At 66.0% G+C, this 15,680-nt stretch carries 14 protein-coding genes; 9 read left to right on the forward strand and 5 right to left on the reverse strand.

Annotated features, from left to right (window positions below):
• Positions 1-166: 166 nt before the first annotated feature.
• Complete coding sequence (locus tag NX773_RS00770) at positions 167-2,266, forward strand: putative bifunctional diguanylate cyclase/phosphodiesterase (protein ID WP_258854500.1); 2,100 nt, start codon at positions 167-169, stop codon at positions 2,264-2,266.
• Here NX773_RS00770 and NX773_RS00775 read toward each other — a convergent pair.
• The gene (locus NX773_RS00775; RefSeq protein ID WP_258854501.1) at positions 2,247-3,221 is read right to left on the reverse strand and encodes an endonuclease/exonuclease/phosphatase family protein; all 975 of its coding nucleotides are present in this window, start codon (positions 3,219-3,221) and stop codon (positions 2,247-2,249) included. The two genes, NX773_RS00770 and NX773_RS00775, sit on opposite strands and share 20 nt — an antisense overlap.
• A 39-nt stretch (positions 3,222-3,260) precedes the next feature.
• Between NX773_RS00775 and ybaK the strand changes: the two genes are divergently transcribed.
• Positions 3,261-3,752, forward strand: a complete 492-nt coding sequence (gene ybaK / locus NX773_RS00780) for a Cys-tRNA(Pro) deacylase (RefSeq protein WP_258854502.1) — start codon at positions 3,261-3,263, stop codon at positions 3,750-3,752.
• Positions 3,753-3,860: 108 nt separating this feature from the next.
• Here ybaK and NX773_RS00785 read toward each other — a convergent pair whose 3' ends face one another.
• Positions 3,861-5,237, reverse strand: coding sequence for an MFS transporter (locus NX773_RS00785; protein WP_258854503.1), 1,377 nt, complete (start codon positions 5,235-5,237; stop codon positions 3,861-3,863).
• Between the two features lie 157 nt (positions 5,238-5,394).
• Here NX773_RS00785 and plsY point away from each other — a divergent pair, with 157 nt between their 5' ends.
• Both plsY and NX773_RS00795 read left to right on the forward strand, forming a co-directional pair.
• Complete coding sequence (plsY, locus tag NX773_RS00790; RefSeq protein ID WP_258854504.1) at positions 5,395-6,021, forward strand: glycerol-3-phosphate 1-O-acyltransferase PlsY; 627 nt, start codon at positions 5,395-5,397, stop codon at positions 6,019-6,021.
• Between the two features lie 107 nt (positions 6,022-6,128).
• Positions 6,129-6,785 (forward strand): DsbA family oxidoreductase, encoded by a 657-nt coding sequence (locus NX773_RS00795; protein WP_258854505.1) that lies wholly within the window; start codon positions 6,129-6,131, stop codon positions 6,783-6,785.
• A 300-nt stretch (positions 6,786-7,085) separates the two neighbouring features.
• Here NX773_RS00795 and NX773_RS00800 read toward each other — a convergent pair whose 3' ends face one another.
• From NX773_RS00800 to NX773_RS00810, 3 genes are all read right to left on the reverse strand, one after another.
• A complete protein-coding gene (locus tag NX773_RS00800; RefSeq protein ID WP_258854506.1) occupies positions 7,086-7,931 on the reverse strand; it encodes an endonuclease/exonuclease/phosphatase family protein in 846 nt (281 codons plus the stop codon).
• A gap of 98 nt (positions 7,932-8,029) precedes the next feature.
• Positions 8,030-9,058: a tRNA (adenosine(37)-N6)-threonylcarbamoyltransferase complex transferase subunit TsaD gene (gene tsaD, locus NX773_RS00805; protein ID WP_258854507.1), complete on the reverse strand. Its 1,029-nt coding sequence runs from the start codon at positions 9,056-9,058 to the stop codon at positions 8,030-8,032.
• 202 nt (positions 9,059-9,260) lie between these two features.
• Positions 9,261-10,322: a 3-deoxy-7-phosphoheptulonate synthase gene (locus NX773_RS00810; RefSeq protein WP_258854508.1), complete on the reverse strand. Its 1,062-nt coding sequence runs from the start codon at positions 10,320-10,322 to the stop codon at positions 9,261-9,263.
• 107 nt (positions 10,323-10,429) lie between these two features.
• Between NX773_RS00810 and ybiB the strand changes: the two genes are divergently transcribed.
• The 5 genes from ybiB (at position 10,430) to dnaG (ending at position 15,662) form a co-directional block, all read left to right on the forward strand.
• A complete protein-coding gene (ybiB, locus tag NX773_RS00815; RefSeq protein ID WP_258854509.1) occupies positions 10,430-11,392 on the forward strand; it encodes a DNA-binding protein YbiB in 963 nt (320 codons plus the stop codon).
• Positions 11,393-11,525: 133 nt separating this feature from the next.
• Positions 11,526-12,737 carry a BaiN/RdsA family NAD(P)/FAD-dependent oxidoreductase gene (locus tag NX773_RS00820; RefSeq protein ID WP_258854510.1) on the forward strand — a complete coding sequence of 404 codons (1,212 nt, stop codon included), beginning with the start codon at positions 11,526-11,528 and terminating at the stop codon, positions 12,735-12,737.
• A 119-nt stretch (positions 12,738-12,856) separates the two neighbouring features.
• A complete protein-coding gene (gene rpsU / locus NX773_RS00825) occupies positions 12,857-13,069 on the forward strand; it encodes a 30S ribosomal protein S21 (RefSeq protein WP_005665410.1) in 213 nt (70 codons plus the stop codon).
• Positions 13,070-13,205: 136 nt separating this feature from the next.
• Positions 13,206-13,655, forward strand: a complete 450-nt coding sequence (locus NX773_RS00830) for a GatB/YqeY domain-containing protein (RefSeq protein WP_258854511.1) — start codon at positions 13,206-13,208, stop codon at positions 13,653-13,655.
• A 210-nt stretch (positions 13,656-13,865) separates the two neighbouring features.
• Positions 13,866-15,662 carry a DNA primase gene (gene dnaG, locus NX773_RS00835; RefSeq protein WP_258854512.1) on the forward strand — a complete coding sequence of 599 codons (1,797 nt, stop codon included), beginning with the start codon at positions 13,866-13,868 and terminating at the stop codon, positions 15,660-15,662.
• Positions 15,663-15,680 lie beyond the last annotated feature (18 nt).

Genomic DNA, 15,680 nt, shown 5'->3' on the forward strand with positions numbered 1-15,680 from the left:
GAGCGGTGGTATCCGGGCGCTGGAATGCGCGAAAACCCGGACAAAGTGCAATTTGAGGCGCAAAATCGGCGCAGTGCTGTGGTGGCGCAAGCGGCCCAGGCCGAGCCTGGCCGAGAATGATGTTTTTCCTGTGTAATCAAGCACTTGCCGAGAAGAAGGATTCACTGTGGACGTATCGCTGCAAGGCCACTACCAGGGGGCCGCCCCGCCGCCGGACAATCCGGGGCGCGAGGCGCTCGACTGGTTGTACCGGTTCGTGGCCGCGATCGAGCTGTCGCCCGAGGTGGCGGTGCACAGCCAGGACGCCAACGGGATCGTCCGCTTCTGGAACAAGACCTGCGCCGACCTGTTTGGGGTGCCGGTGGCGGCGGCGCTGGGCAAGCCGTTTTCCAGCCTGGTGTCGCACCTGGACCGGCAGGCCGAGTTCGACCAGATGATCGAGCAGATCTGGCGTACCGGGCAGGCCAGCGTCGCGCAGGACTGGGAAGTGCAGCTGGCCGATGGAACGCACCGGTGGCTGCACTCCAGCCATTTCCCGATCGTGCGCGACGGCGCTGTGCAACAGCTGTTTTGCATGGAAATCGACATCACGGCGCGCCGGGCGCTCGAGGGCAACCTGCAGCGTGCCGCCCGCGTGTTCGAGCATTGCCGTGACGCGATCCTGGTCATGGACCCGGAATATCGCGTGGTGGCCGTCAACCATGCGTTCACGTCCATCTCCGGCTTTGCCGCCGAAGACGTGGTGGGCGAGCAGCTGCCGAGCCTGCGGCTTGGCGTGCACGACCGCACCTTCTATGACGAAATCATGAGCAACGTCAAGCGCGACGGCCACTGGGAGGGCGAAATCACCAGCGTGCGCCGCACCGGCGAGGAATACCCGGCGTGGGTGGCGGTCACGGCAATCCGCGACAGCCAGGGCAAGCTGACCAACTACATGGCAATGCTGGCCGACATCACCGAGCGCAAACGCGTCGAGCAGGCCGCGCGCCACCTGGCCGAGCACGATTCCCTCACCGACCTGCCCAACCGCGTGCTGCTCCTCGACCGCGTGCAGCAGGCGCTGGCCGCCAACCGCCGCCAGCACAAGCAGTTCGCGCTGATGTTCCTCGACCTGGACCGCTTCAAGCAGATCAACGACACGCTCGGCCACCAGGCCGGCGACACCGTGCTCAAGGAAGTGGCGCGGCGCCTGACGGGGTGCGTGCGCGGGGTGGACACGGTGAGCCGCCTGGGCGGGGACGAGTTCGTGGTGCTGCTGGCCGACATCGGCGGCGTGGACCAGGCCGCGCACGTGGCCGGCACGGTGCTGCAGGCGCTGTCACGCCCGATTTCGCTGGACGGGCAGGAGATCACTCCCTCGGTCTCGATCGGCATTGCGATCTGCCCCAGCGACGGGCACGAGGCCGTCACGCTGCTGCACCACGCCGACGTGGCGATGTACCACGCCAAGCAGCACGGCCGCAACGAGTTCCGCTTCTTCAGTCCCGAAATGAACGCGCACGTGGTCGAGCGCGTGCAGACCGAAAACATGCTGCGGCGGGCGCTGGAGCGCGGCGAGTTCGTGCTCGAATACCAGCCCGAGATCGATATCGGCAGCGGCCGCACCATCGGCGTGGAAGCGCTGATCCGCTGGCGCCACCCGGAGCGCGGGCTCTTGATGCCGCACGAGTTCATCCCGGTGGCCGAGGAATGCGGGCTGATGGTGCCGATCGGCGAGTGGGTGCTGCGCGAAGCCTGCCGCCAGGCGCGCGCCTGGCGCGACGAGGGCTATCCGGTGGTGGTGGCGGTCAACCTGTCCGGCGCCCAGTTCGTCCATCCCGACCTGGTGCGGCGCGTGGACGAGGCGCTGGCCAGCTCCGGACTGGAGCCGTGCTTCCTCGATCTCGAGATCACCGAGGGCGTGATCATGAACGGCGATGGCGTGGCCGCCGAAACGGTGCGCGCGCTGCGCGAGCGCGGCGTGCAACTGACCATCGACGATTTCGGCACCGGCTACTCGAGCCTGTCCTGCCTGCGCCGCTTCCCGCTGTCCAAGCTCAAGATCGACCGCAGCTTTGTCGAGGACATCACACGCACGCCGGGCGACGTGGGGCTGATTCCGGCCATCATCGCGGTGGCGCGCAGCCTCAAGCTCAGGGTGATCGCCGAAGGGGTCGAAAACGCCGAGCAGCTGCGCTTTCTCAAGCAGCACGGCTGCGACGAGTACCAGGGCAGCTACGCCAGCATGGCGCGTACCAGGCCCAGCCTTACAGGCCCGCGTCCATGAGGCCGTGCGTCTCGTCGAACAGCCGCAGGCGCGCCACCACCTGGCCATGGTCCGACGCTTCCGGCAGCGCCAGGTCGAGATGGTCGTTCAGGTAGAGCACGTCCACCACCTCGCCGATTGCGCCCGGCAGGGCGGCGTTGAATTCCTCCGACACCAGGATGTGGTCGATGGTCGTGTAATGCCCATCGTGGACCATCGAAAAGCCGACGTGGCGCAGGTGGTCCTGACGCCGCTGCAGCTGGCAGGCGTCGAACATGCGCGCGGTCGGGCAGCCGCCGTTGCCCATCACAATGCCGGTGGTGACCGAGTCCGCCACGTCGTTGAAGTCGCCCAGCACCACGCGCGGGCGGCCGCTGGTGCGCGCCAGGTCGGCCAGCAGCACACGCAACGCGGCCGCCTCGGTGCCGCGGCGAATCAGCGAACGCAGGCAGGCGAGGGCGTACAGTTGCGGGTCTTCGCTGGTGTCGCCGTTGCGGTAGTCGGGGCGGCGCGACTTCAGGTGCACCACCAGCACGTCGATCGTCAGGTCGGGCGAGACCACCACCGCCGCATGCAGCGGCGCGCGCGTGAAGCGCAGCGGATCGCGGGTGCCGGGCGGCATCTCGATCCCGGGCGGAAAGGCGGGCAGCGCGGTGCCGGGGCCGGCCAGCGGCAGGCGCGACACCAGGGCCACGCTGGGCGTCAGCCGTTCGGCGCCGGGATCGGGGTCAAAGCCGAGGTGGGTCGCGTCGCGGTAGCGTTTCGTGCGCGAAAGCGCCTCGCGCAGCGCCGCTTGCGAAAACACCTCCTGAAAACCGATCACGTCGGCATCGAGCATGTCGATCTGGTGCGCGGTCCAGGCGATCTTGGCTTCGACCTGTTCCGGCGTGCACGGCGCCATGTTGTCGTACAGCCTGGCGCCCGGCTGGGCCAGGTTAAACACGTTGAACGTGGCAAAGCGAATCTCTTGCTGCATAATAAGAAACTCCTCCGTACAGCGTTTAGCGTATCACGCATGGCCAAGAAAGAGCACGTTTCCGAAACGCCGGCGACCCAGTTCCTGCGCAAGCACCAGGTGGCGTTCACCGAGCACCCCTACGAATACGAAGAGCACGGCGGCACCGCGGTGTCCTCGCGCGAGCTGGGCGTGCCCGAGCACGACGTCATCAAGACGCTGGTGATGCAGGACGAAGCCGCCAGGCCGCTGATCGTGCTGATGCACGGCGACTGCAAGGTCTCGACCAAGAACCTGGCGCGCGCGATCGGCTGCAAGTCGGTCGAGCCGTGCAAGCCCGAGGTGGCAAACCGGCACACCGGGTTTCTCGTGGGCGGCACCAGCCCGTTCGGTACGCGCAAGCAGATGCCGGTGTATGTCGAAAAGACGATCCTGGAACTGCCGCGCATCTACATCAACGGCGGGCGGCGCGGCTTTTTGGTGAGCATTGAACCGTCCGAACTGGTGCGCGTGCTGGCGCCCAGGCAGGTGGAAGTGGCGCTGCCGCAATAAGCGGCCGCCGCCACCGTAGGGTGGGCAAGTCTCTTGCCCACGCGTCCGAACGGTGCATGCACTGGTAACGCGTGGGCAGACAAGCTGCCCACCCTACGGGATCAAGCTTTACCCACGCCTCAAGCGCCACAGCGACACCGCAAACCCGCCAGCGGCCGCCACCGCGGCCACCACCAGCGCCCGCAGCGCCCCGCGCGTGCCTTCCAGGTCCAGCAGAATGGTCGCCAGCGCGGCTCCCAGGGTCATGCCGATCATGCGCGCCATCGTCATCAGGCCGCCGGCAGCGCCGCTGCGTTCCCTGGGTGCGCAGGTCAGCATCAGCCGGTTGTTCGGCGTCTGGAACAGTCCAAAGCCGATGCCGCACAGCGCCACCCGCCACGCCACGTCCACGTTCGACGCCTGCGCCGGCAGCATGGCCAGCACCACCAACCCCACGCTGAACACCGCCAGGCCCGCCGCGCCGACCACGTCCGACCGGTAGCGGTCCGCCAGCCTGCCCGACAGCGGCGCCACACCCACGATCACCAGCGGCCACGGCGTCATCAGGAGCCCGGTGACCGAAGCGCTGCGTCCCATCTCGGACACCAGCAGGAACGGCATCGCCAGCATCGCCATGGTCTGCGCCGTGTACGAGCAGGTCGAGGTGCCGGCCGACAGCCGCAGCATCGGGATGCGCATCAGGTCGAGCGGCACCAGCGGCGTCGGGCGCCCGCGCTGGTGGCGGATCAACAGGACGCCCGCCACCACGGCGAGCGCGATCTCGAGCGCGGCCAGGCCCATTGCCGTGCGGTCGCCCAGGCTGCCCACGCCGATGATCAGAAGCGCCAGCGCCAGCGCGTTGAGGATGCTGCCGGCCAGGTCGAACGGCCGGTGCACGCCGTCCTGGTGCGGCAGCAGGCGCGAGGCCAGTACCACGTCGGCCAGCCCGATCGGCAGGTTGACCCAGAACAGCCAGCGCCATGACGCCGCCGACAAAATGGCCGCCGCCACCGTCGGCCCCATTGCCGCCGCCAGTCCGACCGTGAGCGCCAGGTAGCCGACCCCGCGCCCGACCTGTTTGGACGGATACACCGCGCGCAGCAGCGCCGGCACGATGGTGGACACGCACGCGCCGCCCAAGCCCTGCAGCACGCGCGCCGCAATCAGCAGCGGCAGGCTGGGCGCGGCCGCGCACAGGATCGACGCGCCGGTGAACAGCAGCAGGCCGGCCACGAACACGCGCTTGTAGCCGATCCGTTCGCCCAGTGCGGCCAGCGGCAGCACGGCCACCGCCATCGCCAGCTGGTAGGCGTTGACCACCCAGACGGCATCGGCGGGCGCCGCGCGCAGGTCGGAGGCGATCGCCGGCAGCGCCACGTTCGCAATCGAACCGTCCAGCACGCCCATGAAGGTGCCGAGCAGGATGGCAATGCTGGCCCAGCGCAGGCGGCCCGGCGCCATGCCGGGTTCGTGGTCGGGCATGGCATCGGCATTCTGTTTGTTCATTGGTCGCTGCAATATACTGAGGTCCGCCACTGTACACGCTCCCGGCCGGTGCCGTGTTCCGCGATGCCGGACCCGGGGCCATGGGCTATCGCCGGGGCGCGCCGATGGTGTATATTCTCGACCGGTTTCCAGCCGACAATACACAACGAAAGACGCGATGAACACTTTGATCTTTACCGTAGCGGCCTACCTGATCGGCTCGATTTCGTTTGCCGTTGTGATGAGCCGCGCGTTCGGCCTGTCCGACCCGCGCACCTACGGCTCGAAGAATCCGGGCGCCACCAACGTGCTGCGCAGCGGCAGCAAGAAAGCGGCGATCGCCACCCTGCTGGGCGACTGCGCCAAGGGCTGGTTCGCGGTCTGGCTGGCGCAGTACATCGGCCCGCGCTACGGCATCGAGGACACCGGCGTGGCGCTGGTGTCGCTGGCGGTGTTCCTGGGTCACCTGTACCCGGTGTTCTTCCGCTTTGTCGGCGGCAAGGGCGTGGCTACCGCGCTGGGCGTCCTGCTCGGTCTGAACGTGTGGCTGGGCCTGGCCACGCTGGTGACCTGGCTGGTGGTGGCCTACGCGTTCCGCTACTCGTCGCTGGCGGCGCTGATCGCCGCGATCTTCGCGCCGTTCTACTACGGCCTGCTGTTTGGCGCCGACGAGAAACTGTTCGCCGTCATCGTGATGAGCATGCTGCTTCTGTTCAGGCACAGCAAGAACATTTCGAACCTGTTGGCCGGCAAGGAGTCGCGCATCGGCAGCAAGGCCGGGCCGGCGGCGGCCAAGAAAAAGTAATCGGCAGCCTGCGTCGCCTCAAGCGACGCGCGACCGCGTGCCGTGCATCTCGTCCAAACGGGCTATCATAGCCTGATGTGGATTTTTCAATTGAAAGGACGAGCGGCATGAGCAAACGGATCAGAATCGATTTTGTGTCGGACGTATCGTGCCCGTGGTGCGCCATCGGCCTGAAGTCGCTCGAAACGGCGCTCGCGCGCGCAGCCGACGTGGTCAGCGCCGACCTGCACATCCAGCCGTTCGAACTGAATCCCGACATGGGGCCCGAAGGGCAGGACATCGGCGAGCACATCACCCAAAAATACGGCGCCACGCCGGAGCAGCAGGAACACTCGCGCGAGATGATCCGCCAGCGCGGCGAAAGCGTCGGCTTCACCTTCGACATGGGCCGCCGCGGGCGCATCTACAACACCTTCGATGCGCACCGTCTGCTGCACTGGGTGGGCGAGGAGTTCGGGGCGGACAAGCAGCTCGAGCTGAAGATGGCGCTGTTCGAAGCGTATTTCACCAAGGGGCTGGACCCGAGTTCGCACGATGTGTTGTTGCGCGTGGCCGAGGATGTGGGGCTGGACAAGGAACAGGCTGCAAACGTGCTCGAATCGAACGAGTTCGCCGGCGAAGTGCGCGAGGCCGAGCAGTTCTTCCAGCGCGCCGGCATCCACTCGGTCCCGGCGATCATCATCGACCAGCGCCACCTGATTTCCGGCGGCCAGCCGCCCGACGTGTTCGAGCGTGCGCTGCGCGAAATCGCCGCGCAGGACTGAACCGCCTGCGCAAACCGGATAGCCGCGCAGTCAAAGCGCACTCAGCATGGGTCCCGGCATGCGCCGGGACGACCGACTGCACACTTTTTCACTAGCCAAAAAACGTCGTCCCCGCGAAGGCGGGGACCCATGCTGAGCTCGCACCTCGGCGGCTCCAGATGGTGCCATCCGCAAACTGGCCATGGGTCCCCGCCTCCGCGGGGCGACGGTTCAAAGGCTAAGGGTGTAAGCGGACTCGTACCGTCGGGTCAGCACAAACTTGCAGTGACCCAACGACTGGTCGAGCGATGACGAGCAAACTCAGGCCAGGTCGAGCACGATCGGCTGGTGGTCCGACGCCGACGTCTCCGACTGCACCTCCACGCTGCTGATGCGCTCCGCAAGGTCGCTGGTCACGAAAAAGAAGTCCAGGCACTCGGCCTTTTCCGGCCACGGAAATCCGTGCAGGCCGACGGTGGGCGCCCGCGCCTGGTGCGGGTGCGTGGCGCGCCACGCGTCCACCAGCGGCAGCGCGCCCTCGCCGGCGGGACCGAGCAGTTCCGCGTACTCGTGCGAGTCCTGCGTAAAGTTGAAGTCCCCGCAAATGATTGCCGACGCGGGCCTCATCCCCAGCTGATAGGGCGCATCGAGCGACGGATCGGGCTGGAACAGGCGCGCGCGCTCGCACGCTTCCCAGTGCAGGTGTTTCAGCTGGCGCGCCTGCGCCATGCGCTGCGTTTGCGAGTAGTACTCCAGATGGGTGTTGAGCACGCGTAGCTTGCCGTTGGGCGCTTCCACCACCACCTCCAGCGCGCCGCGCGGCATGCCCGGCCGGCCAGCCGGATCGGGCGGCCACGGCAGCAGGTGGCGGTGCACCTGCGTGATGCGGTACTTGGACAGGACCATATTGCCGAACAGGCGAGGCACGTTGTTGCGGTAGATTTCGCTCGTTGCCTGGTCGATGCTGTGGTAGCCGCCGAACGCGCCGGCGAGCTGCTTGAACTGGTTTGCCGACGCGCTGCCTTCCAGCTCGGGGTGATTAGCCGCGACCTCCTGCAGGCACATCACATCCGGGTTGAGCTTGCGCAGCACGTCGATGATGGCGTGGATGCGGATGCGCCCGTCCTTTCCACAGCCCCAATGTATGTTCCAGCTCACCACGCGCATGAATCATACCTCCGGCAACTCGACCGCCAAAGTTTGCCATTCTTTGGCGGAAGACGGTCACACGGTAGGATCGTTGCCGGCGCGGCAAGTTCAACCGGTCAGGCTGCCTCGAGCTCTTCGAGCGGCCAGCGCGGGCGTACGTTGAACGAATAGTCGTGCTGGGCGGCGGAGGGATTGGCTTTCAGGCGCAGCGCGCCGGCAAAGGCGATCATGGCGCCGTTGTCGGTGCAAAATTCCAGCTCGGGGTAAAAGACGCGGAACTTCTTCTTTTCCGCCGCCGCGTTGAGCGAAGCGCGCAGCTGCGCGTTGGCGCCCACGCCGCCGGCGATGACCAGGCGCTTGAGGCCCGTGTGGCGCAGTGCGCTGACGCACTTGGCGGTGAGCACATCGACGATCGCATCGACAAAGGCGCGCGCGATGTTGGCCTTGTCCTGCTCGCAGATGTTGGCCGGATGGTTCTTGACCTGGGTGAGCACCGCGGTCTTCAGGCCGGAGAAGCTGAAGTTGAAGTCCTTCGAGTGCAGCATCGGGCGCGGCAGCGTGTAGGCGGCGGGATCGCCGAATTCGGCCAGGCGCGAGATCGCCGGGCCGCCGGGATAGCCCAGGCCCAGCAGCTTGGCCGACTTGTCGAAAGCCTCGCCGGCCGCGTCGTCGAGCGTTTCGCCCAGCAGCGTGTAGCGGCCCACGCCGTCCACGCGCATCAGCTGCGTATGGCCGCCGGAGACGAGCAGGGCGATGAACGGGAACTGCGGCGGGTCGGAGGCCAGCAGCGGCGACAGCAGGTGGCCTTCGAGGTGGTGCACGCCGAGCACCGGCTTGTCCAGCGCGAGCGCCAGGCTGCACGCGACCGACGAGCCGACCAGCAGCGCGCCGGCCAGGCCCGGCCCCTGGGTGTAGGCGATGGCGTCGATGTCGGACTTGGCGACCTTGCCGCGCTCCAGCACCTGGGCCAGCAGCGGCAGCGCGCGCCGGATGTGGTCGCGCGAGGCCAGTTCGGGCACCACGCCGCCGTACTCCTCGTGCATCGCCACCTGCGAGTGCAGCGCGTGGGACAGCAGGCCGCGCTCGGTGTCGTACAGAGCCAGGCCGGTTTCATCGCAGGAGGATTCGACGCCGAGAACGATCATGGGGAATGTGCAGTGGAAAAGCTGAATCCGTCATTGTAAAGCAGCGGGGACGGTGGCGCATGAGTGAGCGCTCACCCCAAACACCGTCGTCCCCGCGCAGGCGGGGACCCATGCTGAGCCGGCTGGCCCGTTTCGGCTTTGCGGCCACGCTCATTGTCCATGGGTCCCCGCCTCCGCGGGGACGACGTGCCAAGGTTGGTGGTTACGGCCGCTGCAGCAGGCCCGCGTGCGCAGCCAGCAGCATCTCTTCCGTCTCTTCCCACCCGATGCAGCCATCGGTGACCGAGCAGCCATACTTGAGCTGCGCCAGGTCGGCCGGAATCGGCTGGTTGCCGCCGACGATGTTCGATTCGATCATCACGCCGACCAGCGACTTGTTGCCGTGCCTGATTTGCTGCACCACGTCCGACATCACCAGCGGCTGCAGCTCCGGCTTCTTGTAGCTGTTGGCGTGCGAGCAATCGACGACCAGGTTGGCCGGCAGCCCGGCCTTTTTCAGCGCCTGCTCGGCAATCGCCACCGACACCGAGTCATAGTTCGGCCGTCCGCCGCCGCCGCGCAGCACCACGTGGCCATAGGCGTTGCCGGTGGTGCGCACGATCGACACCGTGCCCTGTTCGCTGATGCCCAGGAACGAGTGCGGCCTGGAGGACGACAGCACGGCGTTGACCGCAATGTCCACGTCGCCATCGGTGCCGTTCTTGAAGCCCACCGGCGTGGACAGGCCCGACGCCATTTCGCGGTGGGTCTGCGATTCGGTGGTGCGGGCGCCGATCGCGGTCCACGAGAGCAGGTCGCCCAGGTACTGCGGCGTGATCGGGTCCAGCGCCTCGGTGGCGGTCGGCAGGCCCAGCTCGCAGACGTCGAGCAGGAACTGGCGCGCCTTTTCCATGCCCACGTCCACGCGGAAGGAATCGTCCATGAACGGATCGTTGACGTAGCCTTTCCATCCGGTCGTGGTGCGCGGCTTTTCGAAATACACGCGCATCACCAGCACCATGGTGCCCGCGACCTTGGCCTGCAGCTTCTTCAGGCGGCGCGCGTAATCCAGGCCGGCCTCGGGATCGTGGATCGAGCAGGGGCCCACGACCGCGAACAGCCGCTTGTCCTGGCGGTCCAGAATGGCCCGCAGGGTCTCGCGTCCTTCGGTCACGGTGGCGTGCGCGGTAGCGGTCAGCGGGAGCTTGGCATGCAGTTCGTCCGGGGTGGGCATCAGGGCGAACGAGGTAACGTTGGTATTTTCGAGATCTGGCGTAGTTGTCATCTTGCTGCGGCAGTTTTGCTTCGGGTAACACTCACTATAGCCCGATTTTGCGTGCAGTGCAGCATTTTGCCCAAAACGGCCCGGCCCTGACGGTGTAAGCTGTGGTTATGCAGAACGATCAACACCCATTTCATACCGCACACTTCATCAAGGAAATCGGCCGTGGGCAAAAGGGCGCCCGCTCGATTTCCCGCGACGATGCCCGCGCGCTGTACGCCGCCATGCTCGACCGCAGGGTGCCCGACCTTGAGCTGGGCGCATTGCTGCTGGCAATGCGCATCAAGGGCGAATCGGCCGACGAGCTTGCCGGCTTCCTCGAAGCGGCCCACCAGTCGTTAGAGCGCCTGCCGCTGCCACGCGCCCATGCTGCGCCGGTGGTGGTGCCCAGCTACAACGGCTCGCGCAAGCTGCCGAACCTGACGCCGCTGCTGGCCGGCCTGGTGGCGCGCGAGGGCGTGCCGGTGTTGGTGCATGGCGTCATGCGGGACCCGGGGCGCGTGACCACCGCCGAGATCTTCGAGGCACTGGGCTGGACCCTGGCCACCTCGCACGACGCCGCGACGGCCGCGCTGGCGCAAGGCCAGCCGTGCTTCATGCCGATCGAGGCGCTGGCCCCGCAGATGGCCAACCTGTTGTCGCTGCGGGCGGCGCTGGGTGTGCGCAATTCGACCCATACGCTGGTCAAGATATTGCAGCCCTTCGATGGGCCGGCCCTGCGGCTGGTCTCCTACACGCATCCGGAGTACCTGGAACTGCTCGCGCAATATTTCACGGCGGCGGCGCCGGCCGCTGAGGGCGATGCCTTCCTGATGCGCGGCACCGAGGGCGAGACGGTCGCCAACCCGCACCGCGCGCAGCAGATCGACTGGTTCCATGACGGCGTGCGCACGCTGCTGGCCGAGCGCGATCCACCGACCGACGAACTGGCGGCGCTGCCGGAGGGGCGCGATGCCGAAGCGACCGCGCGCTGGATCAGCGAGGTACTGCATGGGCGCCAGCCAGTGCCTGAGCCGATTTCCGCACAGGTGGAACACATTGTGCGCGTGGCGCGTGGCTTGCCCGCTGCCTGAGCCGGGCGGTTACAATCCCGGGTTTCCCAGTTGATTTGAACGCGTGGGCCGGAGACCTGCCCACCCTACGGTAGGCATCGGTAGGGTGGGCAGGTTTTCCTGCCCACGCGTTCAACGAAAAGCGTATCAGGCGATGAGCAAACAATATGACGTGGCAGTAATTGGCGCAGGCGCAGCCGGCATGATGTGCGCGGCCGTCGCCGGTCAACGCGGCAAGAGCGTCGTGCTGCTCGACCACGCCACGCGCCTGGCGGAAAAGATTCGCATCTCCGGCGGCGGCCGCTGCAACTTCACCAACATCAACGCCGGCCCGCAGAACTTTCTGTCCGAGAACCCGCACTTCTGCAAGAGCGCCCTGTCGCGCTACACGCCACAGGATTTCCTCGGCCTCATCAGGAAGCACCACATCGCCTGGCACGAAAAGCACCGTGGCCAGCTGTTCTGCGACGACTCGTCCGAGCAGATCATCCAGCTGCTGCGCGCCGAATGCATCGCCGGCGACGTGAGCTGGCGCATGCCGTGCAAGATCGCGTCGTTGCGCAAGGAGGGCGAGCGCTTCGTGATCGCGACCGACGGCGGGGATGTTGTTGCCCGCAATGTCGTCGTCGCCACCGGCGGCTTATCGATTCCCAAGATCGGCGCAACCGACCTCGGCTATCGCATCGCGAAGCAATTCGACCTGCAAATCGTCGAGCCCCGGCCCGGCCTGGTGCCGCTGACCTTCGACGGCCCCAGCTGGCAACCGTTCACGCCGCTGGCCGGCATCTCGCTCGAGGTGGACGTCTCGACCGGCACGGGCAAGGGCAAGGGCGCCAAACGCGGCTATTTCCGCGAAGACCTGTTGTTCACGCACCGTGGCCTGTCCGGCCCTGCGATCCTGCAAATCTCGAGCTACTGGACGCCCGGCACGCCAATCATGCTCGACCTGCTGCCGGAAATGGACGTGGCCGAAGAACTGATCGCCGCCAAGACCACGCACAAGAAACAGCTCGGCAACATACTGGCCCAGTGGATGCCATCGCGCCTGGCCGATGGGCTGCTGGTGGCCAACGGCTTTGCGCCGGACGCGCGCCTGCCGGACATGGCCGATGCCAAACTGCGCAAGCTGGGCGACGCGATCAACCGCTGGGCCATCGTGCCCACCGGCACCGAAGGCTACAAGAAGGCCGAGGTGACGCTGGGTGGCGTAGACACGCGCGAGCTGTCGCAGCAGTCGATGATGGCCAACAAGGTGCCGGGGCTGTATTTCATCGGCGAGACGGTGGACGTGACCGGCTGGCTGGGCGGCTACAACTTCCAGTGGGCGTGGGCATCGGGCTACGCCGCCGGCAGCAATGTCGAGTAAGCTGCCGGCTACGGCGGGCATCTGTGGCAATTCCGGCACAGCCATCGAAACGCTTCCACTGCTGACAAAATGCTGCTAGAATCTCGTTCTTCCCTAAATCCAAACGGTTTGATTTTTACATGACCACTATCCGCCTTAAAGAAAACGAGCCGTTCGAAGTCGCTATGCGTCGCTTCAAGCGCACTATCGAAAAGACCGGTCTGTTGACGGAGCTGCGTGCGCGCGAGTTCTACGAAAAGCCGACTGCAGAGCGCAAGCGCAAGCTGGCCGCTGCCGTGAAGCGCCACTACAAGCGCATCCGCAGCCAGCAGCTGCCGAAGAAGCTGTACTGATTCCAGACTGATCGCGTGCTCCCGTGACGGCGTTGTGCCAGTCGCGGCAAGGCGCTGCTGAGTAGTCGTGAAACCCGCTCCGGTTGTTGCCGCAGCGGGTTTTGTCACTTCCATTTTTCGCATCCACGAGGACCCCATGAGCCTGAAAGACCAAGTCACCGAAGACATGAAAGCCGCGATGCGCGCCAAGGAAAGCTTCAAGCTGGCCACGATCCGCCTGTTGATCGCCGAGATCAAGCGCAAGGAAGTGGACGAGCGCATCGAGCTGAACGATGCCCAGGTGCTGGCCGTGGTCGAAAAGATGATCAAGCAGCGCAAGGACTCGATCACCCAGTTCGAAGCCGGCGGCCGCCAGGACCTGGCCGACAACGAAAAGGCCGAGCTGCAAGTGCTGGCCGCCTACATGCCTGCCGGCCTGTCGGACGAGGAAGTGGCCGCCGAAGTGAAGGCTGCCGTGGCTGCCTCCGGCGCGGCCGGCCCGCAGGACATGGGCAAGGTCATGGGTATCCTCAAGCCCAAGCTCGCTGGCCGCGCCGACATGACGGCCGTCTCGGCGATGGTCAAGAAGGCGTTGTCCGGCGGCTGATTCGTCATCCTGTAGGGTGGGCGGGTCTCCCGCCCACGCGTTCAACCAGCGTTCGCGTGACCGTGCATCCACGCGCCGCCTGAACGCCTGGGCAGCCAAGCTGCCCACCCTACGCCCCCCGCAAGTTGCCTCGCACTAAGCTTGTCGCATCTCAACTTGCAGCGAGCCCTGCGGTATAGTCTGACCTTAGACAAAACACTGTAATTTCAAGTGATTCCGCAATCATTCATCACCGATTTGCTCAACCGTGTTGATATTGTTGACGTGGTAGGGCGCTACGTGCAGCTGAAGAAGGGCGGCGCCAACTTCATGGGGCTGTGCCCCTTCCACAGCGAAAAGTCGCCCAGCTTCACGGTCAGCCCCACCAAGCAGTTCTACCACTGCTTCGGCTGCGGCGCGCACGGTACCGCGATCGGTTTCCTGATCGAATACTCCGGCATGGGCTTCGTCGATGCCGTCAAGGATCTGGCCCAGGGCGTGGGCATGGTCGTGCCGGACAACGACGACAAGATTCCGCCGGCCCAGCGCGCCGCCCAGCAGGCCCAGTCGCTGGCCCTGTCGGACGCACTGCAGCGCGCCTGCGACTTCTACCGCGCCCAGCTGCGCCAGGCGCCCAACGCCATCGCCTATTTAAAAGGGCGTGGCCTGACCGGTGAAATCGCGGCCCGCTTCGGCATGGGCTATGCCCCGGCCGGCTGGACCAGCCTGAAATCCGTCTTTCCCGATTACGAGGCACTGCAGCTGGTCGAATCGGGACTGGTGATCGACCACGTGGACGAGGATGGCGGCAACAAGAAGCGCTACGACCGTTTCCGTGAGCGCATCATGTTCCCGATCCGTAACGTCAAAGGGCAGGTGATCGGCTTCGGCGGCCGCGTGCTCGACGGTGGCGAGCCAAAATACCTGAACTCGCCGGAAACGCCGCTGTTCAGCAAGGGTACCGAGCTCTACGGGTTGTGGGAAGCGCGCCAGGCGATCCGCGACGCCGGCTACGTACTGGTGACGGAAGGCTACATGGACGTGGTCGCGCTGGCCCAGCTGGGCTTTCCGCAAGCCGTCGCCACCCTCGGCACCGCCTGCACCAGTACCCACGTCCAAAAGCTGTTGCGCCAGACCGACAACGTGATCTTCAGCTTCGACGGCGACAAGGCCGGCCGCCGCGCCGCGCGCCGCGCACTGGAAGCTTGCCTGCCGCAGGTGACGGACAACAAGACGATCCGCTTCCTGTTCCTGCCGCAGGAGCACGACCCGGACAGCTTCGTGCGCGAATACGGCGCTGATGCGTTCGAGCAAGAGGTGGCCAACGCGATGCCGCTGTCGCAATTCTTGCTGCGTGAAGTTGCTGGTGAGCACGATCTGACCACGCCCGAGGGCCGCGCCCGCACCCAGTTCGACGCCAAGCCGCTGCTGCAGGCCATGGCGCCGTCCGGGTTGCGCCTGCAGATCGTGCGCGGTCTTGCCAGCATGACCGAATCGACGCCGGCGGAAATCGAAAGCCTGTTTGACTTGTCCAAGCCAGTAGCGGTGGCAAAACGCGCGCCGCCGCGCCAGGGCCGGCCGCAACCGGTGGGGCTGGAGCTGCAGATCATCCGTCTGCTGGTGGCCCAGCCGTCGCTGGCGGTGCAGCTGGACGAAACCGCGCAGGCCGCGTTCACGTTCTTTGGCGAGGAAGCGGCGGAACGGCTGAGCCATTTGGTTACAACTGCACAGTCGCTGGGAGCGAACGGAACGTTCGCGGCGTTGTCTGAGCAATTGAAGGAAGTCACCACGGAATATGACCACCTGATCGCCGAGATTGCCGCCGAGCCGGAATCGGATCCCGATGCCGACCGTGTCTGGCTGGCAAGTGCGGTCCGGCAGATCAAGATGGATATGTTAAAAAAGGAGCTTAACCAGTTGTTTTCTTCGGGTTTGACCCCAGATCAGGTGAGTGCCCGCTACCGCGAAATCACAGCGCAACAGAACCTGCTGGTCCGCGAAGCCGAGGCCGCGATGGCACCCCGATGAGGTCCCAAACCCGTTCCG

Origin of the sequence: Massilia solisilvae, assembly GCF_024753215.1 — a bacterium.
Taxonomy (GTDB): Bacteria; Pseudomonadota; Gammaproteobacteria; order Burkholderiales; family Burkholderiaceae_D; genus Telluria; species Telluria solisilvae.

Coding starts and splice junctions, on each gene's coding strand:
- plsY (WP_258854504.1), top strand. CDS start 5,395: ATGAACACTTTGATCTTTACCGTAGCGGCCTACCTGATCGGCTCGATT.
- NX773_RS00830 (WP_258854511.1), top strand. CDS start 13,206: ATGAGCCTGAAAGACCAAGTCACCGAAGACATGAAAGCCGCGATGCGC.
- NX773_RS00775 (WP_258854501.1), bottom strand. CDS start 3,221: ATGCAGCAAGAGATTCGCTTTGCCACGTTCAACGTGTTTAACCTGGCC.
- NX773_RS00795 (WP_258854505.1), top strand. CDS start 6,129: ATGAGCAAACGGATCAGAATCGATTTTGTGTCGGACGTATCGTGCCCG.
- rpsU (WP_005665410.1), top strand. CDS start 12,857: ATGACCACTATCCGCCTTAAAGAAAACGAGCCGTTCGAAGTCGCTATG.
- NX773_RS00800 (WP_258854506.1), bottom strand. CDS start 7,931: ATGCGCGTGGTGAGCTGGAACATACATTGGGGCTGTGGAAAGGACGGG.
- tsaD (WP_258854507.1), bottom strand. CDS start 9,058: ATGATCGTTCTCGGCGTCGAATCCTCCTGCGATGAAACCGGCCTGGCT.
- NX773_RS00820 (WP_258854510.1), top strand. CDS start 11,526: ATGAGCAAACAATATGACGTGGCAGTAATTGGCGCAGGCGCAGCCGGC.
- NX773_RS00810 (WP_258854508.1), bottom strand. CDS start 10,322: ATGACAACTACGCCAGATCTCGAAAATACCAACGTTACCTCGTTCGCC.
- NX773_RS00785 (WP_258854503.1), bottom strand. CDS start 5,237: ATGAACAAACAGAATGCCGATGCCATGCCCGACCACGAACCCGGCATG.
- ybaK (WP_258854502.1), top strand. CDS start 3,261: ATGGCCAAGAAAGAGCACGTTTCCGAAACGCCGGCGACCCAGTTCCTG.
- ybiB (WP_258854509.1), top strand. CDS start 10,430: ATGCAGAACGATCAACACCCATTTCATACCGCACACTTCATCAAGGAA.